At 61.5% G+C, this 25759-nt stretch carries 27 protein-coding genes and 1 pseudogene; 12 read left to right on the top strand and 16 right to left on the bottom strand.

Annotated elements, in window-relative coordinates; all coding sequences use genetic code 11:
* Window positions 1–151 precede the first annotated feature (151 nt).
* Window positions 152–760 carry a hypothetical protein gene (locus SB659_RS17555; RefSeq protein WP_410551276.1) on the top strand — a complete coding sequence of 203 codons (609 nt, stop codon included), beginning with the start codon at window positions 152–154 and terminating at the stop codon, window positions 758–760.
* Between the two features lie 585 nt (window positions 761–1345).
* Here the strand turns inward: SB659_RS17555 and SB659_RS17550 are convergent.
* On the bottom strand, window positions 1346–1594 hold the full coding sequence (locus tag SB659_RS17550; protein WP_410551275.1) for a hypothetical protein: 249 nt from the start codon (window positions 1592–1594) through the stop codon (window positions 1346–1348).
* 231 nt (window positions 1595–1825) lie between these two features.
* Here SB659_RS17550 and SB659_RS17545 point away from each other — a divergent pair, with 231 nt between their 5' ends.
* The gene (locus SB659_RS17545; RefSeq protein WP_410551274.1) at window positions 1826–1996 is read left to right on the top strand and encodes a hypothetical protein; all 171 of its coding nucleotides are present in this window, start codon (window positions 1826–1828) and stop codon (window positions 1994–1996) included.
* Window positions 1997–2065: 69 nt separating this feature from the next.
* Here the strand turns inward: SB659_RS17545 and SB659_RS17540 are convergent, their stop codons facing one another.
* The 4 genes from SB659_RS17540 to mobC all read right to left on the bottom strand — a co-directional run bounded on the left by SB659_RS17540 (window position 2066) and on the right by mobC (window position 6191).
* Entirely contained in the window at window positions 2066–3232 is a 1167-nt protein-coding gene (locus SB659_RS17540; RefSeq protein ID WP_410551273.1) for an ATP-binding protein, read from the bottom strand.
* A 201-nt stretch (window positions 3233–3433) separates the two neighbouring features.
* Window positions 3434–4222, bottom strand: coding sequence for a hypothetical protein (locus SB659_RS17535; protein ID WP_410551272.1), 789 nt, complete (start codon window positions 4220–4222; stop codon window positions 3434–3436).
* Between the two features lie 17 nt (window positions 4223–4239).
* The gene (locus tag SB659_RS17530) at window positions 4240–5799 is read right to left on the bottom strand and encodes a relaxase/mobilization nuclease domain-containing protein (protein ID WP_410551271.1); all 1560 of its coding nucleotides are present in this window, start codon (window positions 5797–5799) and stop codon (window positions 4240–4242) included.
* Complete coding sequence (mobC, locus tag SB659_RS17525) at window positions 5799–6191, bottom strand: plasmid mobilization relaxosome protein MobC (RefSeq protein WP_410551270.1); 393 nt, start codon at window positions 6189–6191, stop codon at window positions 5799–5801. The genes SB659_RS17530 and mobC overlap by 1 nt, the downstream gene beginning before the upstream one ends.
* A 421-nt stretch (window positions 6192–6612) precedes the next feature.
* On the opposite strand from mobC, the gene SB659_RS17520 reads away from it, so the two are divergent.
* Window positions 6613–6873 carry a helix-turn-helix transcriptional regulator gene (locus SB659_RS17520; protein WP_410551269.1) on the top strand — a complete coding sequence of 87 codons (261 nt, stop codon included), beginning with the start codon at window positions 6613–6615 and terminating at the stop codon, window positions 6871–6873.
* A gap of 9 nt (window positions 6874–6882) precedes the next feature.
* Window positions 6883–7191, top strand: a complete 309-nt coding sequence (locus tag SB659_RS17515; protein WP_410551267.1) for a hypothetical protein — start codon at window positions 6883–6885, stop codon at window positions 7189–7191.
* Window positions 7192–7517: 326 nt separating this feature from the next.
* Here SB659_RS17515 and SB659_RS17510 read toward each other — a convergent pair whose 3' ends face one another.
* Window positions 7518–7868, bottom strand: a complete 351-nt coding sequence (locus SB659_RS17510) for a DUF3846 domain-containing protein (RefSeq protein ID WP_410551266.1) — start codon at window positions 7866–7868, stop codon at window positions 7518–7520.
* A gap of 66 nt (window positions 7869–7934) precedes the next feature.
* On the bottom strand, window positions 7935–8366 hold the full coding sequence (locus SB659_RS17505; RefSeq protein WP_410551265.1) for a hypothetical protein: 432 nt from the start codon (window positions 8364–8366) through the stop codon (window positions 7935–7937).
* Window positions 8367–8880: 514 nt separating this feature from the next.
* Here SB659_RS17505 and SB659_RS17500 point away from each other — a divergent pair.
* From SB659_RS17500 to SB659_RS17485, 4 genes are all read left to right on the top strand, one after another.
* Window positions 8881–9189 (top strand): hypothetical protein, encoded by a 309-nt coding sequence (locus SB659_RS17500; protein WP_410551264.1) that lies wholly within the window; start codon window positions 8881–8883, stop codon window positions 9187–9189.
* A gap of 674 nt (window positions 9190–9863) precedes the next feature.
* A complete protein-coding gene (locus SB659_RS17495) occupies window positions 9864–10832 on the top strand; it encodes an ATP-dependent DNA ligase (protein WP_410551263.1) in 969 nt (322 codons plus the stop codon).
* A gap of 454 nt (window positions 10833–11286) precedes the next feature.
* Window positions 11287–11718, top strand: a complete 432-nt coding sequence (locus tag SB659_RS17490) for a LexA family protein (protein ID WP_410551262.1) — start codon at window positions 11287–11289, stop codon at window positions 11716–11718.
* Between the two features lie 59 nt (window positions 11719–11777).
* Window positions 11778–13058, top strand: coding sequence for a Y-family DNA polymerase (locus SB659_RS17485; RefSeq protein WP_410551279.1), 1281 nt, complete (start codon window positions 11778–11780; stop codon window positions 13056–13058).
* 210 nt (window positions 13059–13268) lie between these two features.
* Here the strand turns inward: SB659_RS17485 and SB659_RS17480 are convergent, their stop codons facing one another.
* From SB659_RS17480 to SB659_RS17470, 3 genes are all read right to left on the bottom strand, one after another.
* On the bottom strand, window positions 13269–14891 hold the full coding sequence (locus SB659_RS17480) for a helix-turn-helix domain-containing protein (RefSeq protein WP_410551261.1): 1623 nt from the start codon (window positions 14889–14891) through the stop codon (window positions 13269–13271).
* On the bottom strand, window positions 14885–15727 hold the full coding sequence (locus SB659_RS17475) for a hypothetical protein (RefSeq protein WP_410551260.1): 843 nt from the start codon (window positions 15725–15727) through the stop codon (window positions 14885–14887). The genes SB659_RS17480 and SB659_RS17475 overlap by 7 nt, the downstream gene beginning before the upstream one ends.
* Before the next feature lie 390 nt (window positions 15728–16117).
* Window positions 16118–17407 (bottom strand): hypothetical protein, encoded by a 1290-nt coding sequence (locus SB659_RS17470; protein WP_410551259.1) that lies wholly within the window; start codon window positions 17405–17407, stop codon window positions 16118–16120.
* Window positions 17408–17701: 294 nt separating this feature from the next.
* On the opposite strand from SB659_RS17470, the gene SB659_RS17465 reads away from it, so the two are divergent.
* The gene (locus SB659_RS17465) at window positions 17702–18610 is read left to right on the top strand and encodes a hypothetical protein (protein ID WP_410551258.1); all 909 of its coding nucleotides are present in this window, start codon (window positions 17702–17704) and stop codon (window positions 18608–18610) included.
* Window positions 18611–19074: 464 nt separating this feature from the next.
* Here the strand turns inward: SB659_RS17465 and SB659_RS17460 are convergent, their stop codons facing one another.
* Window positions 19075–19653 carry a recombinase family protein gene (locus SB659_RS17460; RefSeq protein ID WP_410551257.1) on the bottom strand — a complete coding sequence of 193 codons (579 nt, stop codon included), beginning with the start codon at window positions 19651–19653 and terminating at the stop codon, window positions 19075–19077.
* A gap of 357 nt (window positions 19654–20010) precedes the next feature.
* Here SB659_RS17460 and SB659_RS17455 point away from each other — a divergent pair, with 357 nt between their 5' ends.
* Together SB659_RS17455 and SB659_RS17450 are read left to right on the top strand one after the other, a co-directional pair.
* On the top strand, window positions 20011–20928 hold the full coding sequence (locus SB659_RS17455) for an alpha/beta hydrolase (RefSeq protein WP_410551256.1): 918 nt from the start codon (window positions 20011–20013) through the stop codon (window positions 20926–20928).
* A gap of 199 nt (window positions 20929–21127) precedes the next feature.
* The gene (locus SB659_RS17450; protein ID WP_410551255.1) at window positions 21128–21304 is read left to right on the top strand and encodes a CsbD family protein; all 177 of its coding nucleotides are present in this window, start codon (window positions 21128–21130) and stop codon (window positions 21302–21304) included.
* A 407-nt stretch (window positions 21305–21711) separates the two neighbouring features.
* On the opposite strand, the gene SB659_RS17445 is transcribed toward SB659_RS17450, so the two are convergent.
* The 3 genes from SB659_RS17445 to SB659_RS17435 form a co-directional block, all read right to left on the bottom strand.
* The gene (locus SB659_RS17445) at window positions 21712–22521 is read right to left on the bottom strand and encodes a cyclase family protein (RefSeq protein ID WP_410551254.1); all 810 of its coding nucleotides are present in this window, start codon (window positions 22519–22521) and stop codon (window positions 21712–21714) included.
* Between the two features lie 132 nt (window positions 22522–22653).
* Window positions 22654–23088 carry an MFS transporter gene (locus SB659_RS17440; RefSeq protein WP_410551253.1) on the bottom strand — a complete coding sequence of 145 codons (435 nt, stop codon included), beginning with the start codon at window positions 23086–23088 and terminating at the stop codon, window positions 22654–22656.
* A gap of 2 nt (window positions 23089–23090) precedes the next feature.
* A complete protein-coding gene (locus SB659_RS17435) occupies window positions 23091–23720 on the bottom strand; it encodes an MFS transporter (protein ID WP_410551252.1) in 630 nt (209 codons plus the stop codon).
* Between the two features lie 23 nt (window positions 23721–23743).
* Between SB659_RS17435 and SB659_RS17430 the strand changes: the two are divergent.
* Window positions 23744–24148 (top strand): annotated as a pseudogene (locus tag SB659_RS17430) (IclR family transcriptional regulator C-terminal domain-containing protein); the annotation flags it as partial.
* Window positions 24149–24192: 44 nt separating this feature from the next.
* Here the strand turns inward: SB659_RS17430 and SB659_RS17425 are convergent.
* Window positions 24193–24756, bottom strand: a complete 564-nt coding sequence (locus SB659_RS17425) for an OsmC family protein (protein WP_410551251.1) — start codon at window positions 24754–24756, stop codon at window positions 24193–24195.
* Between the two features lie 215 nt (window positions 24757–24971).
* Window positions 24972–25718 (bottom strand): transcriptional regulator, encoded by a 747-nt coding sequence (locus SB659_RS17420; protein ID WP_410551250.1) that lies wholly within the window; start codon window positions 25716–25718, stop codon window positions 24972–24974.
* Between the last annotated feature and the right edge of the window lie 41 nt (window positions 25719–25759).

Raw genomic sequence — 25759 nt, 5'->3', positions numbered from 1 at the left:
CTACATCGTCTTCAAGAAGAATCAGCGTCCCTAACGCCCGCGCATGGGAAGAAAACGGATAACGTACTTTGCCATCAAAGCTGCTATAGCTAATCCTCTTGTCAACAATAGTTGTCATCGCTCATACTGTCACTGTAGCAAGTGGCGGCCGATGATGGGAAGCGCGATGGGCTGGTTTACCGAGGGCAGCGAGCATGAAGGCTATGTCGTCTGCGTCTTCGCCGACGGCATGTACGGGTCCGGTGGCAGATGGATGGAGATCAACCTGATGACACCCGACGGCCAGCCGGTTGGGCATGAGGAGGATCCGACCCGCGAGGCGTGGCGGCCACCGTCGCAGGTGGTCGGCTGGAGGGTCGCCTGCAGCTGCGTCCCGTTCCGGGAGCACGTCATCCTGGATCCATTGTGGACCCGGGTCTGGGACCCTTCCGACGAGGACGTCGCCGCAGGACGCATCTACGCCGGACCGCCGGCCAGCGCCGACGCCGCTGACATTAGCGACCGGGAGGACCTGGAGCCGCTGTTCCTGAACGTGTGGCACCGCCACATCGCCCCGGACCTGTCGCTGCACACCATCCGGACCCTGAACCAGAGCCTGAAGGACCTCGAAGCCCAACTCGACGACGCCGTAGCCGCAGCCAGGGCGGCGGGCGTCTCCTGGGACAAGATCGGACGGGCGTTCGGGATCAGCCGGCAAGGGGCCCAGAAGCGCTGGGAAACATTGGCCGCCGCTAAGGCCATCCACTCCAAAGACAACTAAGGGCAATCCGCGCCATTTTCCATCCACGGGCCGCCGCCTTCGCGCGGGCCCACCTGGTGCGGTCACCTCCCCTGCGTTTAGCAGCTGCCAGCCCGTCTCTCGGGTGATTTTCCTACCCTCGAGATAGAAATTCAGGATTAAGCTCTCGATCGCCAAAAGAAATTTTGCGCGGTCACAGGTTCCTCAGACAGCAAACGGTCTTACTAGGGCGACCAAGCTAAGACGCTTAAGGCTGTCTGTTGCGCCAGTTATGCTCACCTCATGACCGAACCCGCGCAAACTCAGATAACTCTGTCGCTTACGCACATCCATGATGAAAACCGACCTGCGCTGATGTATCTAATTGAGCAGGAGCGCCTCGGAGACATCCTGGTCGCTCAAATCCTGTCATTGTTGCCCGATCCTCAAACATGGCGTCTTACTATCACTGGCGACATGGTTAGGGCAGTTAACGAGATTGAAGCGAGGGATGACGAGAATACCTACACAACCGACCGGGGCGCGGGGCACGTCGGCGCCCGCACAATCATGCACGAGGACGGAACGGCGGACATTGTGATTTCCGACTTCGCCTTTTTCGCGTCATCACAGGATATGGACGCCCCTCAGCTGATCAAATACGCGCGTGCGGCAGCCGCCCACATAGCTCTCCACGAAGCGGGGCATGCCGTTCTCCATAGCCGCGGAGAGGGAAGTGATGATTACCAGGACCTGCCGCAGCTCCCGCATACGCCGCACGCCTGGCGGAAACACTTGGCGGCACACATGGAGGACCACCGAATCGAACAGCTCACAAAGCGCCTGGCCCCATATCCCCTTTCTCAGGTTGATCATCTTCAGGACGCACTTGCCCACTTCCGGAAAGAGCTGAACGAGTCGGGGAACACTTGGGAAACCGACATTCAAACCGCATGCTTCCGTGCCCTTGACGCCGCGAACAGCCTTATCCGCGTGATGTTTTACCTCTCAGCGGAGCTGGGTATCGAGAATGGCAAAGCAGTCCGGCCGAAGGCTCAACCTGACGGCTGGGAAGAGTACATCGATGCGAACTGGAGCGAATGGGGCATGGCACTCCATCGCCTAAAACCCGCCGACGAGCCAATGGAGCCTGAGGAGATAGCAGACGTCCTCTCGAACTTGTGCACCCTGGCCGACGCCTGGTTGCGCTCGAACGGTGTCGACTACGGGATCACCGATCAAGGCCCGTACATCTACTGGACGAAGGATCAATATTGACAACACCACATGACCCGGCAGCGTGCCATCGGTGCTAAGGCGAAGACCAGACCCACCTGAAGGAAACACTCACTTGGGTTGTCGCTTTATAAAAGCCGCCATCCCGGGAACGGTAAAGGCAATAACACCGTGCTCGGGAGCATAGACGAGTCCTTTGGCGATGAGGTTTGCCCGGATCGGGCCAAAACTGGCAGGACCACGTCCCAGGCGCGCTGCTATCTCTCCGGACGAACTGCCGTTGTCGCCATCTTCTGCCATGGCTCTGAGGTAATTTTGCTCGGCCCTCGTCGCGCGATCCCAACGTGCCCGGAAGAATCCACTGTCCAATGATGCCCGGCCGTTGGCGGCTCCGACACGAGCGTCATCGTAGGTGATCATGTCTCCCATGGCTGCGTTCCAAGTGTCCTGCCCAAACTGCTGCAAGAAGTACGGATAGCCGGCACTCTCGTCAACGATCAATGCGACAGCAGACTGGTCCCACTCGACGCCATCTTCGGCCGCAGGCTTGGTCAACGCTTCGGAAGCAACTTTTCCCCGAAGTTCCTCAATTTTCTCGTAGCTGAATCGTTCAGCGTACGACTTTGCCTCGGCGAGGACCCGTGGGAGGCTCGGCAGGCCGGCGAACGCGAACAGTACCCGCCAGTCATCTTGGGCAGCGGCGTGGGCTATTGCACAGAGAGCCACGACTTCGGCCGTATCAAGGTCTTGGGCCTCGTCGATGAGAATCGCGAGGCCAACATTCTCTTCTTCGGCCGCCAACGCCAGATCGTGAATAAGTTTTCGAAGATCGGTTTCAAGGACACCCGTGTCCGCTCCCCCACCGGATGCACCCTCCAAGTCCATCCCAAAGCTCCACGTTCCACTCTGGTCGTAGGACGCCTTAAAGCTGACCGCTGTCTTCAATGCTTTAAGCAGCCGTTTCCCAGCCGACGGGCGTGCCAGATCCGCGAGTGGACCATGAAGGGCTTCACCCAACGCCTCGCGCAACGTCTTACCTGCACCCGCTTCGACTTGGGCAACAAGCCAGTCCCGTTCGGCCGCCGAACGGCGGAAATCTGAAAGGAGCACCGTTTTCCCAACGCCCCTCAAACCATATAGAACGAATGGTTGCGCCGACCGCCCTGCCTCAACTCGCTGGATGGCCACCTGCCAGTCCTGCCGCGGCCGGTCCCGCCCGACGAGGGCAGCTGGTTTTCGTCCAGCTCCGGGCGAGTACGGGTTAGCTACGGGATCCACATCGAGCCTCTACTAGTCTCTAGGTAGTTATATAAACTTATAGCAAAATAATAGACACTACTAGATATGGTTAGTTGGCGACTGGGGAACGCCCACTGTCCGGGGGGCCTTCCTCACACCGACCAGCCTGCCCGGCTCATGCAACGCAGGCTCCTAGGTAGGGTGTTCCAGCCACAAGCGCCGCTGGGTAGTCCTTGACACCTACCGGGTTATCCCTTTGTGCAGCAGCTTGGTCGGGCCGCTGCCTCCGCGCGCCTTGCGGGCCTTCGGATTACGTCCCGGTCCCTTAGCCACGGCCGCGCTGGGCGGCGTGCCTTGGTCCTGGTCGGCACCGAGCCGCGCCTGCACGGCTTCGCGGTCGGCTATACCCTCCAGACTGGCGGCTAGTTCCTGGCGACGTTCGGCTGAGTCGTACTTGATGCCGGCCTCGTCGCGCAGCGCGTCAGGGCGTTGGTTCTCTTCGGTGACGTCGCGTTCGCGGTCCCGGTCTTCCCGGTCGGCCTCGGCCAGCAGTTGCATAGCCTGGGCGTTTTCGTCACGGCCGGCACGGCGTTCCTGCTCTGCCTGTTCGCGGTCCCGTTCAGCTTTTGCCAGGGCCTCCGCCACCGTTGCTTCATTGGCACTGAGGGTGTCCATGTCCAGCCCGTAGCGGCGCTGTACCTGGTCACGAATTACCGCGGCCGCGTCGCGCGCCGCCGGGTCATGGTGCTTCCACGCCGTGGCCGCCTCATGTGCCCTTTCGACGTCGCGGCCGTTGGCTGTGTCCCACCACCGGTTGTCCATGACGGGGGCGAGTTGCGCACGGGCGGCTGCCCGCTCCGCGTCGAACCGGGCCTGCAGTTCGCGGGCCTGTTGTTCTTCGGCCGCTTGGGCGCGGCGCAGCTCTTGCTCGCGTGCCCTGGCGAACTGCTCACCGAGCCGGCCGGCGACAGTCAGGCCAACGCGCGACATTCCCTCAAGAGCCTCATCAATGCCGTCAGATTCGCTCATGGTTCCCCTCCTTGGTGTTATCTCTCAATATCCGGGCTGGTCGTTCCGTGTCGGGTGCTCGCGTGGGTGCGCGCCTGCACGTATGTCGGCGGCAGCACCGAGCCAGCGGACCGACCGGCAACCTGGCCGGCTGTACTCGCGCGTACCGCGGCGGCCGCTTCGCTGTCCGCTGTGGGCGTGGTCGCCGGGACGCTGGGTAGTGCGGCGGCGACCTGGCTCAGGTGCTGCTTGACCATGTGGCTGATCTGCCGTGCCCGGCGCAGGTCATTGGACGCCTTGTGCATGTCATGGACGGCCTTGGCGACGTTGAGGAGCTGACGCAGCATGATGGCCTGCGCGGCGGTTCCGGTGCCGTCCATCGAAGCTGCCATGAGCATGAGCGAGGCTCCGCGGGCAGATGGTCCTGCGCTGCGGATGGGACGGACCGGGTAGCGCCGCAGTTGTGCTGTCTTGGACAACTCGTCGGCTGCTGCTGCGAGTGGTCCTGGCGTTGCCTCGGTTGCCGTGGACCAGGCTGCGAAGGCCCCGGATGTCTCGCGTGCAACGTGCGCCCAGGTCCCATGATCATCCAGCGGGACGGAGCGCAGCGTTTCGCGGAGCAGGGCTACTTCTTCGCTGTATTCCTCCCACAGTTGCGGGTCCGGTTCGTGGGCTTCACGACCGGTCGTGACCGGGCGGCGTCCACGTGCGGCTGCCTGCCATTCAGCTACCGCCCCGGCGGCAGCTTGCGGGCTGTCAGGCCACTCGGTACGGAGCTTGGGCAGGGCAAGGTCTTTGGCGAGGTGACCGCCGCCAAACCAAACAGGCCGGCCACCTTTGGGGGGACGTTCTGCCACGCTGTAGCCGACCACGACGTCATCACGTCCGGACGCGTACCGCGGTCTGACCAGGGCACCGGTACGGCGCAGGCGACGGACGAATTCGGCCTCATCCTGGGCCGACGTCGCACAGGCACGGACCTTGCGTTCCAGGGACCGGCGTTCCGGTTCCGGGGCTCCGCGCCGCTCGGAGGCTTCACGTTCACCGGGCCTTAGGCCACGGGTGGAATGCGTGGGTGAAAGTTCTTCCAGGCCGTATTTTTTCTCAAGCTCCCGGGCGGCTTGTTGTGCCCGGGGGAAGTCCCGCCAGCTGCTCCACTTCGTGCCGTCCTCGCGGACCATGGACGCGGCAATGTGGATGTGGTCGTTTCCGGCTTTGCTGTGGCCGTGACGGATCGCGACCCACTGGGCCGGCGCCCGTCCGCTGGTCTCGGTGAACCCCATCTCGTCCATGAAGTCCTGCGCAATGTCAGCCCACTTCTGGTCGGTCAGGTCACCTTCCTCGGCGCGGAGCGAAAGGGAGCAGTGCCAGACATGGCCGCCGGGAATCTCCATGCCCAGGACGCTTTTGGCCCGGTCCAATTCCTTGGCAATGGCCTGGGCCGCTTCGGTGTTCAGTTCGTCATCGTTGTGCCAGGCCATGATCGACGGTGAGCCCGCGACCAGGTGCGGGTCGGTGTGTTCGTTCGCCCGGCCGGGACCGGCAAGGTACGCGATGAGACCGTGCATGCGGGTGCCCTTGGTGATGTTGGGAATCATCAGCGCACCATCGAATCCAGCATCGTATTGATCCGGTCAGCGACCGCCCGCACCCGGGTCAACACCGTGCGGGCAGCTTCGGGGAATTCGTCCGTGGCATTCGCGTGCCGGGCGAGCTGGTTGACGTTGTTCGACAGGGCAGCAAGATAGCGGCGGGCCGCAATGAACTCAACCGCCATCGCCCGCCGCTCAGCCAGCGACTCGGCGTTCTCCGCGTACAGGGCAGCACTGACCAGGATCTCTGACGGGCTGCGGCCGGTTCTTTCCTCCAGCACCTTCAACTGCGCGCGTTCGAACTCGGACATCGAGACCCGCACGTACTGGGTGTCGCCGTCAATGTTCGCGCGGCGGCGACGGGAGTACCGGCGCGGTGGCTTCCGCTCTTCGCTCATCCAGGTCCCCTCCCCCAATGCCCAGCGCAGCGCCCCGGAATCTCCGGGCCACACTGACGAGTGTGCCGCATCCCCGACCGCAGGCCGTGGATCAACACACTGGTTATGGCACATAACCACCTAGCTTGCTCCGGAAAACCACCTGCGCCCCCATTTTTCGTTTTGGTGGTTCCTGGGTACTGCCCTGCAGGACGCTTCGCGTCTGATTCGTTCACAACGACTGCGTCGTTCCGTTTCGGCTGGTTGAGGCTACTGCCCGGTCCTTCCTTGGCAAGTCTCCGCCGCCGGCTTTCGCGGCATATCCTCGCTCCGCTCCGGTATTCCACGGTCCGGCCCCTCCGACTGGCCAATTCCTTCACCGGCCAAGTTTCGGCAAGCGTGCCGAAAGGAACGCGGCATAGGGCAAGCGAAAGGTACAGTTTTGGCTCTCATCTCACCCGCCACAGTGGCCAGGCAATACGGAGTCTCCCCGACGCAGCTACGGCAGTGGCGGCGGCAAGGTATCGGCCCCGAATACTTCCAGTTCACCGCACGAACCGTCAGCTACTCCGACGACTACCTGCGGGACTGGTTCAACGATCCACGCAACGCCCACCTCCTGGCGCAGAATGCCCCGACTACTTCGGACATGTCACGCCAGGATAGGCGCGTCCGGCAGGGCCGGCATCGGGATGATCGTTAGGCTGGATCCATGGCTACCCTCGACATTGAACAGACACGAAACCAAGCCCGCGCGCTGCTGGACTCCCGCATTGAATCCGTCACCGCCCTCGTGCGGAGCCGCCAGCGAATCACCGAACTGCGGGACCAGCTCGTTGCGGCCGAACGCGATGACAAGCGCGCCTACGTGCAAGCCACCCGGGACGGATGGAGCCCGGAGGAACTGAAAAAACTTGGCCTTGAACCAGCTGCGGTAAAGCGCCGGCGGACGACAAAGCGCTCCGCCGGACCCGAACAGGATGCCGCCCAGGAATCCGGCGCATCCTTCAGCGAACAGTGACCGTAAAACCCACAAAGTGGTGAAACGCACGCGACAGCGCTGATATCCCTGAAAAGTCGCTGCACACAAAAAGGACCGGAATATTCCGGTCCTCTTTTGTCCTTCGGCAAAGGAAATCTGTGGTTCACAGTAGCGCACCAGTGAAGGGTCCCCCTGGTGCGGAACTCCCGCGTGTGCCGGTGGCTGTTAAACACCGCGATCCGGACGACGCCGGTACCCGTCACGTTGGTAGGCGCGGCGGACCGCCCGCGCAACTTGGACCAATAGCGTGGAGGTGGGCACTCTCTTACTCATTTGAGTATTTGAGTAAGTGAGTGCCCGGCCCGTCAGGCGGCTTCCTGTTGCAGTCCGAAGAGCTGTTGCGCGGTGTCGATCAGATGTTCGGGGACGTCTGCTTCGTCGCCGTCAGCGGTTTCGCCAAGAAGAACGACGTCGCCGCAGTACACATCCGTCAGAACGCCGGTTTCTTCCAGCATCAGCTCCGCGGCGCGGCGGTTCGGTGCAAGCTGCATGATTTTGCCTTCTTCGTTCAGGTAGAAGTGCCAGTCATCGACCGTGACGGCTTCGATGTTTCCGGCCACAAGGGCTTGCAGGGTCTCCAATCCGGCGTCGATCGTTTCGATGCGGGCCGGTTCGGCCAGGCTGGCGGGGATGACCAGGGCAGTGCAGGTGCTCATGGGTTTGTCCTCTCAGAAGATGATGGGGGCGCCCCGCCCGGGGGCGGGGCACCGGTTTGGTGGTGGTTAGGCGGCGGCGGAGAGATTGCAGGGAATCCGGTACCGCCCGGGCATTTCGGCGGCCGCTTCGGGCAGGTCTTCCGGTCCTTGGGCCTGCCCGTTCTTCCAGTGGAAGAACGCTTGGTCACTCACCGCCGCGAAGAAATGCGCTTTGGTCCGGTAGAACGTGGTCCTCACGTCGCCCTCGCAGTAGGTGGCCATGCCGAACAGGTTGCCGATCTGATCGGCGGTGCGGATCCCGGCGACCATGACATAGGGCCACTGGCCCAAGTCCCAGCCGTCACAGCCCCAGCTGGGGATCACGGCCCACCCGTGCTCGGAGATGACGTCCATCCAGTCGTATCCGTCGTTAATGTGGTAATCCACGAGCACGGGCACGTCGTGGATGGTTTCCTCGGTGTCGACGGTGGTCACGGTCATTTTGATGACTGCGTTCATGGTGTGTTGCTCCATTCTTTGCCGAAATGGTGGGTGAGTGGGGCGGCTTAGGTGACCGGCCAGCTCCCCGTCTCCCCCAGTTGTTTTTTGTTGCTGGCACGTAGTGCTCTACGGGGCCGACGGAGGCGGCTCCTCCCGCCAGGGCAAGGTTCTGGAAATCTTCGAAAGGAAATAAGCGACGTAGGAGCGCCGTCGAAGAATTTCAGTGCCGCAGGGCCCCGGAGTTTACGGAGGGGTCAGGAGCTTGAGCCGGAGCGGAACCGTATGATCCGCAGGACAGCCACAAAAAAGCGTCGAAGACGTCAGGTGATGACGGGCAGGAGCCCTGCGACGGACCGGCGGCACCCAACAGCCGGCCACGGAGCGAAGCGGAGAGGACGCCCAAAAGGGGTGCGAGCCCCGCGAGCACGTATCGGTGCTCAAACTGTCAGGTGAAGCCGGTACGGTGGAAGGTGTCCCGCCTGGTTTCCCCCAATCCCAGGCGGGACACTTGTTTCAGAAGGAGAGGTAGGCGATGGGATTACGGAACTTCCTAAACAGGCGCAGCCTGCCGACTGAGGTTGAAGACCCGTCGGTGGTGGCGCGGGCCGAGGACGTTGAGCGGAAGCCGCTGACGGCCGAGCAGCTGGCGGACCTTGAAGCTGCGCGTGCTGAATTGCTCCAGCTCGCCGGCGAAGTCGGGGTGAAGAGCCTCAACGCCTGCCCCCGGGACGGGAGTCGTTGGCAGGACGACCCCGAGACCATACGGGCCATCACCGCGGTCCTCAGGGAAGCACACCTGGAGGAGCAACTATCCTCGGAAGACGCCGGCCCGGCCCGGTAGGGCGGGGCTGCCTGTGGTGGCAGACCCCGCCCCGTTCCGGTCTAGCCTTCGTCCCCGTCCAGGGCTTTGGTGTTGGCGCGGTACGCCATGATCGAAGCTCCCAGTGCGGTGAGTGAGAGAACGAAGTTCACGACGGTCAGTGGTTCCATGAGGTTTTCCTTATCGGTGAGTAGGACTTAGTCTGAGAAGGAGCCGGTGGCCGCAACCAAAGCGGTCACGACCACCGGGTTGTGTGACTACTTCCTCCTTGCTTTCCGCTTACGCTTCCGAGTTGCACCTCGGGAGCGTTCGCTTGTTAAGCGCGCGTTCCGCGTGGAGAGTAGAGCGATGACAGCTGTCATCAAGATCACGACCGAAGTCGCGAGCTTGATCGCTTCGTCGATGCTCATGTAGCCACCTCCTTCCTGCCCCGCCGTGCGAGGCCCCCACCTCGCAGCCGGTCGAGGGTGGGCCGTCAACCCCGAAGAGTGACCGGGACTCCCGCGAAATATGGGAGCGCAGCGACCGCGTGGGAGTCCCCGGTTGCGTGGGTTGACGGGGTCGGGCCCCCGGACGGCTACGATCAATGGCCCTTGTACGGAGAACAACCCAGCCACATGTAGGGCAAAAGGAAGCTTTTACAGGCCGAAGCGTAGCGAAGGTCCGTTCCGGTCGTGGTCCTTTAGGCTGGGCGCATGGACGAGTCCATTCCGCCGGCACTGCAACCACCGGTTACCGTTGCCCTGGCGAAACTTGTCAAGACGTTCCCCCGCCCGGGAGCCTTGCCGGGCATGATCTACGCCGAACCCAAGTGGGACGGCTACCGAACCATCGTTCTGAACGATGCCGACGGAGTGACCCTGTGGAGCCGGCAAGGCAAAGAACTCTCCCGCATCTTTCCTGAGCTCTGCGCAGCCGTGCGGGGCCAGGTCCCGCCAGGTGTCGTCCTCGACGGTGAAACGGTCATCTGGAACGGTGACCGGCTGGACTTCGAGGCGCTGCAGCGCCGCATGGTCACCTCCAGGGCGGCTCTGCCGGCCCTCGTCCATGAACTGCCGGCATCGTTCGCAGCCTTTGACGTGCTGGCCGTCGCCGGGCAGGACATCAGGAGTGTCCCGTTCACCGGCCGTCGGCAACTGCTCGAGGAACTGGCCCGGGACTGGGCCGCTCCGTTGAACCTCTCCCCCACCACCACGGACATGGAACTGGCAAAAACCTGGTTGAAGGATCTACCGGCCACAGGAGTGGAAGGGGTGGTCTTCAAAAGCGGGTCCGGCCCCTATCCGGCAGGGCTGCGCTCGTGGTTGAAGCTGAAGACAAAAAGCACTTTCGATGCGGTCTGCGCGGCCGTCATAGGGCCAATAACCCAACCACGGGCCCTCATCGCCGGCCTCCCGGTCGATGGGCAGCTGCGGATCGTCGGCCGCTCCACCGTTCTCTCCACGCGGGCAGGGCGTGAGCTGGGCCGCCAGCTCCGCCCCGCACTGCCAGGGCATCCCTGGCCCGAAGAGATCAGCGAGACCTCGCTGAACAGATTCAGCAAGGACAAAGGACTGGTCCACCTGACACTGGTTGAACCGATCGTGGTTGAGATAGCAGCCGATGCCGCATGGTCCGGCAAATCCTTCAGACATCCGCTTTCCATGCTTCCGGTCCAGACCTGACCTTGACTCAGCCGATGTCGAACTCCCACCGCACCTCACAAGGTAGCTCCTCCTCGTCGCGGTGGACGGGTTGTGCACACTGGCGGGCAGGTGGAGCCCCCCGCACAGCTCAAAGCTGTCCCCATTCGTGTGCAAGCCGTCCACGCCGCCCATCGGCGGCTAATCGTGCGCCGGACGCCCTGGTTTCAGGGAACCTCGGGCCCTTTCGGGCCTAGTTACGTTGGGCGGCCTTCCGGGCGTCCAGGCGGGATTTCCGCCGATGCCGGCCCACGCGAAGGGAGCATGAGGAAAACGAACCCTATCCCCAGGATGGCGGCCCCGGAACGACACCCATCAGAACCAATGGCCGCATGTGGGGAATGTACCAACGTACGGCGGGCTCAAACCCGGCGGTTATTTCGTCGCTGCGCAGGAGTACTGTTAATCGAACATAGTTTCGAATAAAGGGCGTGTTGTGGGCGTGATAGTTGGCCCCCGTGTGGTAGACGCGGGACTGTCTCTGGTGACTGTTTTGCTGGCACCGGTCGCGGTCGCTGCCGGTTATCCATCGCCCGCCCAGGACTACTTTGACGGCCGGATCGATCTGAACGAACACCTGATCAAAGACGTCACCAGCACCTTCATCGTCCGCGTGACTGGGCAGTCCATGGAGCAGGCCGGCATCAGCGACGGTGACGAACTGATCGTCAACCGGGCACTGGAACCGAAAGACGGCTCCGTCGTCGTGGCCGTCCTCGACGGTGAACTGACGATCAAGCGGCTCCGGATCACACCCTCAGGCGTAATCCTGCAGGCAGACAATCCGCGTTTCCCGGACATCCATGTTCCGGCATTGTCGGAATTGACGATCTGGGGCGTGGCCACCAAGTGCCTGCACCATGTCTAACAGGCGCTCTCGCATCAGATGCACGATTACGGGTGGCACCGGTGTCTAAGCCGGCAGTGATGCGCCGCATGCAGGAAATAGCGCACGTGGACGTGAACTGCTTCTACGCCTCGGCCGAGCGCGCCTTCAACCCGGCCTTGGAGGGCAAGCCGGTCATTGTTCTGTCCAACAATGACGGCTGCGCGGTGACCCGGTCCCCGGAAGCCAAACGCCTCGGCATCGGACTCGGTGATCCGTGGTTCAAGCTCCGGCCCCGGGCCAAGGAATGGGGCCTGGTTGCCCTATCCAGCAACTACGAACTCTACGGAGACATCAGCTCGCGCGTCATGACGCTCCTGGGCCATTACTCGGCCTGGGTGGAGGTCTACTCCATCGATGAAGCGTTCCTCGGCGTCAAGGGCGAACCGGACGAGCTGCTGGAACTGGGGAGGACCATGAAGGACGCGTGCCGTCGGCACGTCGGGGTGCCGGTGTGCGTCGGGATCGCACCCACGAAGACGCTGGCGAAGCTGTGCAACAAGTGGGCGAAGAACAACCCCGCGTTTGGTGGCGTGTGCCGGTGGGAGTCAGTGCCCGCCGCCCAGCGCGAAGCACTGATGGCGAAGCTGTCCGTGATCGAGATCTGGGGCGTGGCCACCAGGCTCACCAAACGCCTGAACGCGATGGGGATCTTCTCGATCCTTGACCTCACCCGGGCCAACCCCGTGGCGATCCGGGACAAGTTCTCCATCGTCATGATGCGCACCGTGTTGGAGCTGCAGGGAACACCGTGTATCCCGATGGAGGAGGAACGGATCGGCAGGGATCAGTTGATCTTCTCCCGGTCCTTCTCCACACCGATCACCACGGCTGCGGGGTTGCGGCAGGTCATGAGCGTGTACGCGCAAATGGCCTCCGCACGGCTGGCCAAACACGACCTGCAAGCCAAGGTGCTGACCGCGTTCGCGGCGACGTCGCACTTCAACCCGAACGAAAAGTCCTTCCCCTCGGTCTGCCTGGCGCTGCCGATGCCGACCGCTGACCCGGTGCTACTGACCAAGGCGGCCCACGCGCTGCTCCCCCACGTGCATGAGGGTGTGAAGTACGTCCGGGCCGGGATCATGGTCACCGACCTGCGGCCGTCAGGGAACCAAAAACCCCTGGAACTGTTCGAGAACCCGCACGAAGAACGCGGCATCGGGATCCTGCTCGAAGACGTGACCAAACGGTACGGCCGCGGCTCCATCGGCCTGGGCCACGCCGGAATCAAAAGCGGACCGGACTGGACCATGAAACGCGACATGCGCTCCCCCAGATACACCACCCACTGGGACGAACTCCCCCTCGTCAAAGCCGCCTGACCGGCGCTCACGCTAGAAAGGAAACCACCATGACTCTCGCGCCAGAAGCGCCACAGACCCTCCATGACATCGATGTCCGGTTCAGCCCCGGACGGCACGCCGTTGGCGATCCGCCATGAGGGCCGGATCTGGATGGTCGACCCTCACGTGCATGCCGGACACTGGTACCACGACGCAGCAAGGCCAGCGCTGCTCCCGCTTATGTTGGAGTTATTCCGTCTGCGTTGCGCTATTCCTGATCCATCCGTTTGGAGGCAGATCCTCAGTTCCTCTGTGCCACCAGCCTCCGTACATCCAGGACTCGTTTGCTGCCATTCTGATGACGCTGATGACGGCATCGGCGGCCTGCTCGTCAGCGATGTCTCCAAATATGGCACTTCGGGTTTCTGGAGACACGTCAAGCTTTTGGATGGCCGGTGTAGCCCTTCGCTGACGATAAGCAGCACAACTTGGGTAAAACGCCGAGGAAGCCGACCCCTCGCCCACCGCGGCGAGTGATAAGCAGCACCACAGGAAGTCGAACTGGCACAGTGAATCGAGAAAATATTCCTCGGACTGGGCTAGAGACTGAACGTCTGGTCGGAGTTCCGCGCTTTCGAACAGCAGTTCTGCAGAGAAAGCGATCAGATTTCCGCCCTTTTCGGATTCGTCAGATCGCACCAATAGGTTTGCCTGTGAAGCCTCCACCTGTCCGTGCCGTATCCATGAACGGTATGAGTATCGGTCATCCCCGATCGGCCGCAGAACTATTGTCGGGATCGCCTCGTACATCCCGCAGCGAACTGCCGCAGCGCCGATGCCCATTATGCGGAGAATCATCTCTAGCCACTTAGCCGGCGCGCCCGCCTTGCCGGCCGTCGTGGTTGGAACAAGGAGATGACTTTGGTATAGCTCGTAGAGAACGTCCATGCAGTGTTTCACGACGGACAAATCGTGCATCAAAACCGCTTCAATGGCAACGGCGGCGATGCGGTTCAGGGTCGTCGCGTCTTCTTCCTCGCCGTCCTTCGAAAGGTAGGCATTTTTCGCTGTTACCAGGAAGCGCCGCACAATCCGGTCGTTGTTCTGTATCAGTGCAGCTCGGACCGCCTCCGTAAAGGTCGCGGCATCCATGGCGAGGTCCGGGACAACAGGCGAGGGAGCAGCCACAGTGCCAAAGCCCTTGACCACACGCCGCAGCAGGTCATCGATGTCGCGGCGAGCATCAGCCCGTTCTTTGTCCCTGAAGTTCCTTAGTACTTGTCTCCATGTCTGGTGAGTCACCAAGGCATTTGTGGTTCCCATTCGGGTGAACACTGTGCCCTCCTGAAACCGAACGATTGGCTTTCCGCTGCCGGATACGGGCACCATGCCCGTCTTGGACATGACAGCGGGAATGCCATCGGCTGGCGGTGCTATGTAGATAAGCGCCATGGAAACCGGCACACCCTTCAGAGTCAGCGTGTGCACCTGCGAACGGATATCAACCGGCGCATCGACGTATCCTGTAACGATCTGAGTCAGTGCCCCTGAGTCGAACATTTCCTTGGTAGGGGCGGTGGCGTTCTGCGCGGGAGTGCCGTCGTCGTTTGCTCCGATGACGAGGTACCCGCCTCGCGGCAAGTTCATCATGGCCGCGCAGTCCTTGATGAAGTCCAATTTTTTCGCCGGATTACCAAGGTCGAGTTCTGCCTTGAAATCCAGGTCGGGTTTCTCGGCGCCTAGCGCCAGAAGTTCGCCGAGCTTTTCTTCACCAACCTTTCCATCGTAGGTGAACGGGGATGTTGGCTCGGGCAGTCCGGATGCGCCTTCGCTTATCACTTGATCTTCCTCATTAGGTATGTCCGTCAGCATGCGCCAGGCAGAAGCTCTGGGAACTGCTGTTTCACGCTACGCATCAATTCCCAAGCGATTTGGCGGACGGAAGCTGGTACAGGTGAGCCGAGTTCATTGAACGTCATTTTGTTCTCTCGTATGTACTCTTCCGTCGGGGCTGCGCCGACGGAAAGGGCCATCTGATGGGTGTACTCATCGGTCGGTGTGGCATTCTCCGAGACGACAATCTTCGGCGCTCCCATTCCGGCGTAGACAGCGGCGGAGTTGAGCCGCGAGAGGGCATAGTAGTCTTCGGGTAATGATGCGTCGACGTGGGCGCCCCCATCGGTGTTTGCCAAGAAGAGAACCAGTTGCTCACGGCTGAATTCACGACCCGCTGTGTCTCGCATGACGGGCTGTTTCCACCAGTCGTCGATCCGCAGATGAAAGCCCGCGCCGCGCGGCGCCTTGCGTCCATGCAAAAGTTCGCGGATTTGAAAATTGAGGTTGGGTTGTTGGCGCACTACATTGCCGAGGTTCGGAATGTACCAAGCGCGGTCAATCTGTTTCCCAGGCGTGATTTCGTACTGAACACCGACTAGGGCCAATGGGGAATGTGTGTCGTGGACCGGATACTGGCCCGCACTATCGAAGAGCCACAGATTCTCCATGACACCGCATTGGCCGAGCAACGCATGAGACTGCCCGCGTTGATGTAAAAGGACACGCAAGTTTGTAGCCATCCGGGCGCCCTCGGCCTCTTTACCGCTGTCGAATGCATCGCACGACTGAGCAAGGAATTCGAACTGTACCCGCGTGTGCTCCAGCGTTTCACCCTCGGGGCGGGGAATCCGGGCCGCGTTCTTCAGTGTCATGAATCATGTTTAGCAGGACCAGCCGACATTCCGCATGCAGACCGGCAAGGCGCTGGGAATCACTGCGCGAACGCTCTGACCCAATCTTCCCGACCGTTCGTCCAGGACGTCCTTCGGAGCGAGATCAGATGCTTCTGCCCAGGCCTCAACGTGTCTGCCCTTGTCTTGATCTTGGGTAGTGTGCCGCGGTGACGGCTGTGCTGCGGGTGCGCCTGAGCTGTGTGCCTGCAGATGAGCGGGAAAGTGCCGCCAGGCGCATGAGTCGTTCCGTTTCGGATTCCTCGCGCGACGCGGCCGCCGATTGTGGGGTCGGTGGTTCTTGCACCGGTGTCGGGGTGCCTTGGAGGCGTCCCATTTCCTTAGAAAGGGGACGCCCTCGGGCTAAGAATGCTAAACGGCGAGGACCCCGGAATCCTGGGCATTTTTATCCCGGTATTGAGCTTCTTGGCGGATGAGGTCAAACGCACCCGCAAGACGGTCTTTGACCAGCTCAAATGCTGTTCCCCAGTCGAGGATAGTGTCTGGGAGTCCTAGTCTTCGTTGTGCGTTTATTGCTGCCGCCCTAGTGTCGTGCCGTGAATGTGCTTGGCTGACTCTGATTTTTCGTATCGACCTAATGACTTGGAGAGCTTTTTCTGACCGTTCGAAACCTGGCCCGTCGAGGTTGGCCTTTAGCCAGCACTCGAAGTAGTTGAGGCTCCCCTTTGCTGCATCCCCGCCAAACCTCGCCTTCAGGTCCTCGTCGGAACATTCGGGCACTTTGAATGCACCTATCACGTTCCATATCCCGTTCATGTGCGACTCAAATTCAGCAACTGTGGCGACGGTAGCACCTAGAGACAGGGCAGACCGAAGATCGGGAGCTTCCACGAGCCGTAGTCCAAAGGCTCGGTCAGCGGCAAGAACGTACGTCAGGTAGTCCAAGGTTTCAACCAAAGGCAGTGGCGAGTGATGCCAGTCAGATACCTCTGCTGCGAGGGAATCGGACACAATGAGATCGAGGTAAGAAGCCGCATCAGGCACGGTCAGGAATTCTCGAAGACTAGCCCCGTAAAGGGACGCGGTGAACTGCCCGCCGCTCGAATAGGCACTAACCCCGACAAACTCCCGGCCCAACAGTTCGCAGATCAGCAACCCAGGCACGACGAAGGGCTTCTCCCGTGAGGGTTGGAGGAACCACTCCAGGTGATTCTGAAGGTTCACCGTAGAGGTTGGTACGACATGAGGCTGGGGCTCCAAATCCTCTTCATACTGGGCCAAGCCACGAATTACGCTCACGAGCTCGTTGGCGACGTCTTTGCACACGCTGTTGATGGAGCCGAGTTGGGCCAGCCCTGCGATAGTCAGACCTACTCGATCAGCTGGGTTGGGCTGCTGGGTGGCCTGAGTCTGATACCAGACTAGAGAATACGGCGCCACGGGCTGCGGCTGCGGCGGCCTAGACACTGAAGGCAATGACGCGAGGACGTCTTTCGCGTCAGGACCGCTCGGATATTGACGACGAAACATCTTTTCGACATAGAACCAGTAGGGCCATCCCAGTCCATCCGTGTTCTTGGAGGCTTGCAGCAGATAGTCCCAAAGGATCTGAAGAAGGTCCTTCTCTTCGCGCTGCAACGGGCGCATAAGTGGATTGGTAGGTCCATCGCTCAGTTGAAAGTCGTCTGTTGGAATGATCACTAAATCATTATCCGTTCGGCCGCGTGGAACCTTGCGATTTCATGCGATGTGCACCGCCCGATCCGATGAGAAGTCGCCCAATGGCTGACGTTCCATTTCCTTGGAACTGGGACGTGCCTGGGGGCAGAACGGCACCAGCATCCAGCACAGGTCCAGTCCTGTGAAGCTGCATGGGCCCCTCACACCTGCTCCGTCTCTTCGCTCTGGGGCCGGCCCTCAGTCACTTCCGGCGCGCCGGGCCCTCCTGAGGGTGTTCGGCATTTTGTCTGTCCCTGCTGTGTAGGCTCTTGGTTCATGGACAAGGACTCGACTAACAGCATTGTGGAGTCCCTGACTCTCCGTTTCGAAGGAAAAGCAGAGGACGGCACCGCGTTGCACGAACTCCGCGCCTCTCACGTCGCTGAGGTACTTCAGGGCCTAGTTGGACTGTCGAGCGATTTTGCAAAGGCTGGTGCCTTCGGTGATGGGCCAGCTGGCTCGGAACTGCTAGTCCGACCGCCGAAAGAGGGCTCATTCCTAATCGAAGTCCTGAGAGTCGTCCAAGAAAATCCCGAGATGGTGGCAACTACCGCCGCAGCTGCAGGAGTACCCACCCTAAGTCAGGTGATCTGGTGGGCCACTAAATCAGTCCGCGCGGACGTGGCCGACTTCACGCCGCTTGAGAACGGAAACGTTAAGGTTTCTTGGCAGGACGGCACAGCTCAGGAGGTCCCCCGCCCCGCCTGGGACGAGCTACAGAAACGCGATAAGCGCCGCAAGAAACAGCTACGGCAAATCATGGCCCCCTTGAGCGACAGCCAGGTGTCCTCGGTCGAGATCGAGGGCACGCCAACGGATGGGCCTGAACCAAGTGACGCCCCCGAAGTCTTCACACTGACGAGGCCCGACTACGATGCCGTTCGACCGGACGATGACATTAATGAGAGTCAGAACTTCTTCGAGGTTGAGGCCCAAATGTCAGCCATCGACTTCGATAATCCAACTAAATGGAGGGTCAGGACGAAGGACTCGAACCGAGCGGCTATCGTCGAGGACGATACCTTTCTTAACCGTGTTGCCAGCGGCCTAGCTATCCGCAAGAGCGACATCTTCAAACTGAAGGTGCGCGAAGATATCATCGAGAAGAACGGTAAGACCCGACGTACATGGACCGTGCTCAAGGTCGAGAGCTATAGAAAGGCCGCCAATGACGACGACGCATAGCCATCGCGCACACCGCCGTCTAGACGCAGCAAGCTTGGCTCTCCTCCTGGTCGGCCTGGCTGCCGGCGTTTTTTCTTATTGGCTCATCACATATCGCGGATTGAACGTGCTCATCATCGTCCCTTCAATAGTCGCGATCACGATCGGTGCCACCCACCTTACTAAGCGCGAGGCCTCGCGCCCCTAGGCAGCTCGTCACGCCCAATCTGCGTCTTGTTCTTTCCCTAACAATGAAGCAGGACAACGGCCTGTAATCGCTCCGGCCTGACAATGACGTCTTGGAGATCCGCCCCACAAGCGGTGTCCCACTTCCTTAGAACCGAGACGCTCCCGGTGGATGATCGCCATCCGGTGGCGACTGGCTGTGCCGTCCGCAGCCCGACCTCCGCGTAATTTCCGTCCCAGATGTTGTCCCAAATCATCTGCCGTGGAAAGCGGTCACAAAGTCGACTTCCGGGGCGGCCTTAGGAGTCCATGCCGAGGTATCGGTAGACGGTGGCGCGGCTGGCGCCGATAGTCTTTCCGATGTCCGTCGGCTTGAGCCCACGAGCTTTCAGTTCATGTGCCTTCTTGACCTTCTCGTGATCAATAGTGATCTCCCGGCGTCCCGCTCTTCTTCCATGGGCAGCTGCAGCCGCCATTCCAGCCTTTGTGCGTTCGGAGAGTTGGTCTCGTTCAAGCTGCGCGAACGCGGAAATGATAGTGACCATGGCCTGGGCCATCGCTCCCCCAACTTCACTAGCCGGGTCAGTGGCAATACCATCCCTTAGGGAACGGAACCTGATGCCTCGAGCCTTGAAGTCATCCAGGAGCTCGAGCAGGTGGCGAGTGTTTCGTCCCAACCGGTCCAGTTTCCACACCACGACCTCATCTCCTGGGCCGAGACGGTCCAGCATCCGGTCCAGCTCCGGACGACTTACCCGCGTCCCGCTGATCCCCTGGTCTTCATAGATCCGTTCGCACCCGGCTGCTTCCAGTTCGCGGATCTGCAGATCGGTGTTTTGGTCAGCCAGGCTGACGCGGGCGTATCCGAGGCGTGCCATCACTTCTCCGGGTCTTATCAAAGGGGAAATATGAGTGATATTGAGAATACCTTGATGAGACACATTGTTGGGACAGGCGATGTGCCGGAAATCCGCGAGCCTGAAACCTCAATCAGGCCCAGCCCTGCGGTTCTTATCAAAGGATCCTTTGACAAGACAACTCTGGCCGTGGCGAATGAGGCGTCGCGCCCGGGTAGTTTTCCAGGCAGGCCAAATGGGAATCCTTTACAGCGGCAATCGCGAGATCCCGAAGGCCGGCCAGCTAATTCGCGAAGCGTCCGGTGGAGGACCGATGGCATAGGGCGGCGGAAACGGCTACTGAGCTCTCCCGGCCGGCATGCTTTGTAGAGTTATCGTGTGCGCTTCGAATTGCCCTCGCTGATCGATCCCGAACTATGGTCTTTCGTTGATGAAACCCGCGCCTTCTACGCCCGACGCCCGACCGGCCGCGGTCCGAGCAGCCTGGAAGAGCTGCTCGTTTTCCGGGCCGGCGCAGCACCACCTGCTGAGTGTGATCCACCACCGATCACCGAGATGGCTAGCGCCAATGGCCGAAGCGTTCCGGTTCGGATCCACGTGCCGGTAAGCAAGCCGGCAGCGGGCGCGTTCCTGGAAATTCACGGCGGCGGCTTCTACATGGGCTCGGCCGCCGGAAGCGACGTTCGCAACAGGCGGCTTGCGGACGCGCTGGGTATCGCAGTAGTCAGCGTGGATTACCGGCTCGCTCCCGAACACCCATGGCCGTCCGCACCCGACGACTGCGAGACAGCAGCCCTATGGCTGATGGAGCACGCCGAAGACCGTTTCGGCACAGCGAAACTCGCTGTCGGCGGCTTCTCCGCCGGAGCGACACTGGCGGTCTCTACGCTGGTGCGGGTACGTGATCGCGGGCTCACCGCATTCAGCGGCGGCGTGCTGCAGTTCGGCACCTACGACCTCGCCGCGCAGACGCCAGCCGGACGCCTGATCGCGGACGAGTACTTTCTTGACGCCTACGCGGGGATTACGCCAGATCGCACCGATCCCGACCTCTCACCCCTTTTCGCCGACCTCGCGGGCCTACCGCCGATCCTGATCGCGATCGGAAGCGACGACATCCTTCTAGAAGACAATCTCTCCATGGCCACACGACTGGCAGCCGCCGGTGTCGAGGTCGACCTGCGTATCTATCCAGGGTCCCCCCACGGCTTCACCGGGCATGCGACGCCGATGGCACGAGCCGCTCTCGAACACATCGGCGCGTGGCTTCGAGCTCAACTAAGCCCAGCAGACTGAATCGGTCCCTCCGGAACCGACCCTTGTGTCCCGAGAGGGATCCCCAACGCGAAACAGAAGTCCCTATCTCCCCGTGTTGCCTGTCCAAGCGGATAGTGGGTCGTCCGAGGCACCCATCTGCGACGGTTTCGTCCCTACAATTAATTGTCGGCTTCCGTGGCAGCCATTTCGCGGGAGCGTCCACATAAGGAGAAAAGCCATGGGTTTGGGAGATAAAATCCACAACGCCGCTGAGAAACTTCACGGCAAGGGCAAGGAAGCCGCCGGTGAGGCGACCGGCAACGACCGGCTGAAAGCCGAGGGTAAAGGCCACCAGGTCAAAGCCGATCTCAAGCAGGCCGGCGAGAAAGTCAAAGACGCCTTCAAGAAGCACTGAGACAAACAGCAAAACGATAGCGCGGAGCACGGCCCGCAGGCTGTCGCCGCGCTAACGAGTGCCGTCCAAAACGTCTCGGAGCGCTTCCGCAGGCCACGATCCCTGGTCCGGCCACGGCCGTAAACGCGCGGGCGGCATGCTCGAACAATCCCATGCCGAACTATTGGGCGCCCCGATCAGTTTCGCCATGGACCGCTCCAATGCGTCCACTAACTAACTGTTGGTAAGCCGAGTCAATCAGAAGGTTGGGAGACATAGTTGTGGGAATCGCCGGCCATGGACGAACCACTCCCTTCCGCCGGAATTGGAGCATTGCCGCCGCAGCGGTTGCCCGGTCGACGAGACGCCTCGTATCCCAAGGGTTACGAGACCTCGGGGCTTCGTCAAAGGGACCCAGTTGGCAGTAGTTACCGGGCCTGGACGAGGGCGAGCGGCCGAGCAGGGGATCCGGAGGCGCCCCGGAGCCGGAGGGGTGTGACAGCAAAGACGAATTCGCGCTCCGCCAATGCGCTGAGTTCCTCAAGGTCGGCGGCCTCCAGGAGGTGAATGCCCTTCTCGACTAAGAGAAGTCTGTGCACGGGCAAAGTTCTGAACTTGGTTAGGGGGTTGATGTGTTCCACGCCGGGGGTATCCGCACCGATCATCGTGACACGATGATCGGTCAGCCAGGCTGCCGCTTCCACCGTGATCCCTGGTATGCCGTGTTCGGCGTCGAAAAACTTGCCGGGCTCGTCCCAGTTTTGACCCCAACCTGTCCGTATCAGGACCACGTCTCCATGACGCAGTTCGACGTCACGGGCGGCTTGGCGCAGATCCTCGGCGGTGATGGGTTCTCCTGGTTCGAGAACGTCGCGCCCGGTGGTTTGCGGGATGTCGAGCAGCACTCCCCGGCACACCATGGGGGGAATGGACCCCGCATCCAGGGGCGCCTCCAGCCGTAGCCCGGCCTCGGACGCGGCCTTCACTGAGCCGTGGAGTTCCCCGCTGCAGGCGACGTGGCCGAGGGCATCGATGTGTGTGCCGACGTGGGTGCCCATCGTGAGCCGGTCGCTGCAGACCGAGAGCCCGTCGTCGCGTACGTCTTCCACGTGTGTGGCAGTTCTTTCGAGGCTGAAGCCCGGGCTCCATCCGCTGCGCGGAACCGCGTCATCGAGCGGGCGGCCGAGTTCGATGATGCGGATACCTGCATCCACTGCGGCGAGAAGACTGTCCATCATTGGTGCTCTCTGTTGTTGTCTTTGGTGGAAGTAAAAGCTTTGCCGATTTGGGCCGCTCGCCAGGATTGCCTGCGGGTCGGGTGGGGGCCTCTCCGGCAGCGCGCTTGTTGCTCCGCCGGAGAGGTTGGCCGGTCAGTCCCGCAGGTTGTTGTGGGCGGTCTCTTTGAAGCCAAGCAGAGCCAACGCACCGATGAGTGCGGCCGCGATGACCAGGTAGGCAGGTACGATCCTGTCCCCGGTGGCGGCGACGAGGGCCGCGGCCAGGTAGGGACTTAGCCCGCCGCCGAGCACTGTTCCGACGTTGAAGCCGAGCGAGACCCCTGTGAAGCGCACCCTTGCGCCGATCATCTCAGCGATCGCCGGATAAGTGACTGCCTGGAGCAGGATGTACGGGGCAAAGAGCAGGAGAAGACCGCCGACGACCGAGGCTACATTTCCTGGTTCCATCACCCGCAATGCAGGGTAGGGCAGCACGATGTAGCCAACGAGCCCGGCCAGCAGGAGGGGCCGGCGGCCGAACCGGTCGGAGAGGTGGCCGGCGACGGGTTGGAGGACGACAGCGACCACGATCACCCCGACGAGCAGCCACAGAACGGTCGACGGGCGTATCCCAGTTGCCCGGTAAGGTATACGTTCATGTAGGTGAGCCCGATATAGCCACCGGCGGTGAGGGCGATGGCCAGCGCGGCAACGCGCAGGACCCCGATGAAGTCGGTGCGCAGAACTTCGCGTAGCGGGGTCTTCACAACGCGGTGGGTTGCGACGAGCTCTTCGAATTCGGGAGAGTCCTCGATGCGGGATCGCACGATGAAGCAGATGATGGCTAGGGGAATGGCGAGGAGGAACGGGATCCGCCAGCCCCATGCGGCCATCTGTTCAGGTGCCAGAAGGGTGCTCATCCCTCCGGCGACAGCGGCTGCAAGCACGAAACCGAGTCCGGCTCCGACGGGAACGGCGGTGCCGAAGAGACCACGGCGGCCGGCGGGGGCGCATTCGGCGACGTAGGTCCCGGCGCCGCTGACCTCGCCGCCTGCTGAGAAGCCCTGTACCAGCCGGCTGAGCACGAGCAGGACTGGCGCCAGGACACCAACGCTCTGGTGGGTGGGCAAAATGCCGATCACGCCGCTGGCCACACCCATCGATAGGACAGTGAACAGCAAGGTGGCGCGTCGGCCGATCTTGTCACCGAGGCGGCCCAAAACCCGCCCGAAACGTCCGCTACGTTTTGGAAGAAGGCTCAGAGGTCCCACTCGCCGCCGGGGCCGCAGGCAAAGCTATTCTTGCCCACCTGCCCGACGACGTCAGAGCCCGGCTAAGCCGCAACGCCGCGCCCCACGCACCCGAGCTTGAGAAAATCCGATCACAAGGATGGGCCGCCACCGATAGTGAAAGAGTGCCCGACGCCCACGGCATTGCAGCCCCCTTCTTCATTAATGGCACCGTCCGCGGGTCCGTCACGGTAACCGTGCCAAATCACCGAGTGGCCGGAACCCCCACAGACGAACTGGTCGCCGCCGTAGTCACGACAGCGCAACGGCTGACCAGCCTGCTATCCGTCGAGAAAAAGGCACAACCAGCCCAAGACCGGCAATGTTCAACGGAAACTCCGTTGAACATCGCCGTCTAACGCCACCGGCCCGCAACCTGCGGCCCAGGAATTCATTGATGGTGCTAGCTGAGCGTGGTGGTGACTTTCACGGGGTTGGCAAGCGTGTCGCGGATTGGCGAGGTCACCTCCAGTGCCTTCACGAGGTCGTGGAGATCTTCTCGCGGAGTACCAGGGCTTTCGAGTTCGACGTCGACCGTGATGTGTTCTGCGCCCTTTCGGACGGTTTCATCGATGCCGAGGAACCCGCTCAGATCGATATCGAATCCGAGGGTGAGCCGGATCTGTTCGAGCGTGATGTTGCGAGCTGCGGCGAGTGAGGCCAGGGTAACGACGTAGCAGCCCGCGAGCCCTTTGAGAATGTACTCAGCCGGGCTCACGGCAGTGTCTGTGCCTAGCAGCGAGATGGGCTCGTCACTGTGCAGAGTGTACTTTCCGCGTCGTGAGTCGTCCGGTACGCCTGCCTGCAGCAGCGGACCTGTTTCGGTCTTCGCTGTCAGACCCCCTGCGGACTCGCTGTTCATGGTAAAAGTGACGCGGCCGAGTTCACGCTGGGCGCTGACGGCTTCGACTGTTTCCTCGATAGCAGCGAGGTCGGCGAACGGCTTCGTGGTGGTGACGGTGTTCATTTTTTCTCCTTTTGATTAACTTGACGATTTGTCTTGTACAGGGAACCTGAGTGATCCATGCCCGGACGATTGTCCGCACGACTTGCTGGGGCAGTTTTCACGCTCTAGTGCCTTATTTCGGGCATGGCGGGGTAGGGAATTGTTCATTGGTGGTGCTCCGGCGATGAGGAAGGATTGAGTTCCAGAAACCGGGTAACACTGCCTTCTGTCGAGGTTTAGGCTGTCTCTTCGGCCTCTCCGCCGAGCTCGTTGAGGTAGTTGTAAATGGTGAACCGGGTGACCCCGAGCGCGAGGGCCGCAGTCTCGGCAGCCTGCTTTACGAGGAAGAATCCACGACGTTCGAGCTCCGCCACGACCTGCACTTTGTGTTCCTTGCGCATTTGCTCAACCGGGACCCCGACGGCGGCGATCGCCGCCTCGACGAGCTTGGAGCTGAGTTCCTCCACGCTGTGCGGGAAATACTCGCTCCCCTGGGGGCCGACCGACGTCGCTCGCTGCACGGCAGGCGCCGCCAGCACGGAACTCCCGTCGTGGCCGAGCACGAAGCGGTCCAAGGCTGAGCGGAGCGTGACCCAGGCGGACACATCAGCGTTCAGACACAGGGCTGCGGCGGCCCGGCCTTCCCTGTCGATGTAAATGATGGTCGTGCTCTGGAGGATTCTCCCGTCAGGCAGTTGCGAGCGGTAGCCGATTTCGTGGGAGAAGTCACCGGCTGCGACGCGTTCGAGCAATTTGTCGGTAGGCGGGTCACCGATCTGACGGCGGGTGACGTCTCCGGCAATGGCACGGACTGTGTTAGGGATTCGCTGCAGGTCGTGCAGGACGACCTCCGTGGGCTGAGGCACCGCGGCCTGAAGGGGTGCCACCAAGAGCTCAAGGACGAGGTTGATGGTCTCGGCATCCATGCCGTGCAGCGCGTCCGGAGACGGAGCTGTTGATCCGACAGAACCAATCTGGGTCATTGCTGCTGTCCTTCCGATTAGTAGGCGGTCCGGGTTGCCCA

The sequence above is a fragment of the Arthrobacter sp. SIMBA_036 genome, assembly GCF_046535135.1.
In the GTDB taxonomy this organism is placed as follows: domain Bacteria; phylum Actinomycetota; class Actinomycetes; order Actinomycetales; family Micrococcaceae; genus Arthrobacter.
This window is presented reverse-complemented; position numbering and strand designations above follow the sequence as displayed.

Bases quoted from the DNA above. Each gene is read 5' to 3' on its own strand.
- SB659_RS17425 (WP_410551251.1), bottom strand. From the start codon at position 24,756: ATGAACACCGTCACCACCACGAAGCCGTTCGCCGACCTCGCTGCTATC.
- SB659_RS17475 (WP_410551260.1), bottom strand. From the start codon at position 15,727: ATGACACTGAAGAACGCGGCCCGGATTCCCCGCCCCGAGGGTGAAACG.
- SB659_RS17505 (WP_410551265.1), bottom strand. From the start codon at position 8,366: ATGAACGCAGTCATCAAAATGACCGTGACCACCGTCGACACCGAGGAA.
- SB659_RS17450 (WP_410551255.1), top strand. From the start codon at position 21,128: ATGGGTTTGGGAGATAAAATCCACAACGCCGCTGAGAAACTTCACGGC.
- SB659_RS17500 (WP_410551264.1), top strand. From the start codon at position 8,881: ATGGGATTACGGAACTTCCTAAACAGGCGCAGCCTGCCGACTGAGGTT.
- SB659_RS17420 (WP_410551250.1), bottom strand. From the start codon at position 25,718: ATGACCCAGATTGGTTCTGTCGGATCAACAGCTCCGTCTCCGGACGCG.
- SB659_RS17445 (WP_410551254.1), bottom strand. From the start codon at position 22,521: ATGATGGACAGTCTTCTCGCCGCAGTGGATGCAGGTATCCGCATCATC.
- SB659_RS17485 (WP_410551279.1), top strand. From the start codon at position 11,778: ATGCGCCGCATGCAGGAAATAGCGCACGTGGACGTGAACTGCTTCTAC.
- SB659_RS17555 (WP_410551276.1), top strand. From the start codon at position 152: ATGATGGGAAGCGCGATGGGCTGGTTTACCGAGGGCAGCGAGCATGAA.
- SB659_RS17530 (WP_410551271.1), bottom strand. From the start codon at position 5,799: ATGATTCCCAACATCACCAAGGGCACCCGCATGCACGGTCTCATCGCG.
- SB659_RS17535 (WP_410551272.1), bottom strand. From the start codon at position 4,222: ATGAGCGAATCTGACGGCATTGATGAGGCTCTTGAGGGAATGTCGCGC.
- SB659_RS17465 (WP_410551258.1), top strand. From the start codon at position 17,702: ATGGACAAGGACTCGACTAACAGCATTGTGGAGTCCCTGACTCTCCGT.
- mobC (WP_410551270.1), bottom strand. From the start codon at position 6,191: ATGAGCGAAGAGCGGAAGCCACCGCGCCGGTACTCCCGTCGCCGCCGC.
- SB659_RS17510 (WP_410551266.1), bottom strand. From the start codon at position 7,868: ATGAGCACCTGCACTGCCCTGGTCATCCCCGCCAGCCTGGCCGAACCG.
- SB659_RS17545 (WP_410551274.1), top strand. From the start codon at position 1,826: ATGGCACTCCATCGCCTAAAACCCGCCGACGAGCCAATGGAGCCTGAG.
- SB659_RS17460 (WP_410551257.1), bottom strand. From the start codon at position 19,653: ATGGCACGCCTCGGATACGCCCGCGTCAGCCTGGCTGACCAAAACACC.
- SB659_RS17480 (WP_410551261.1), bottom strand. From the start codon at position 14,891: ATGCTGACGGACATACCTAATGAGGAAGATCAAGTGATAAGCGAAGGC.
- SB659_RS17550 (WP_410551275.1), bottom strand. From the start codon at position 1,594: ATGATCAACCTGAGAAAGGGGATATGGGGCCAGGCGCTTTGTGAGCTG.
- SB659_RS17515 (WP_410551267.1), top strand. From the start codon at position 6,883: ATGGCTACCCTCGACATTGAACAGACACGAAACCAAGCCCGCGCGCTG.
- SB659_RS17495 (WP_410551263.1), top strand. From the start codon at position 9,864: ATGGACGAGTCCATTCCGCCGGCACTGCAACCACCGGTTACCGTTGCC.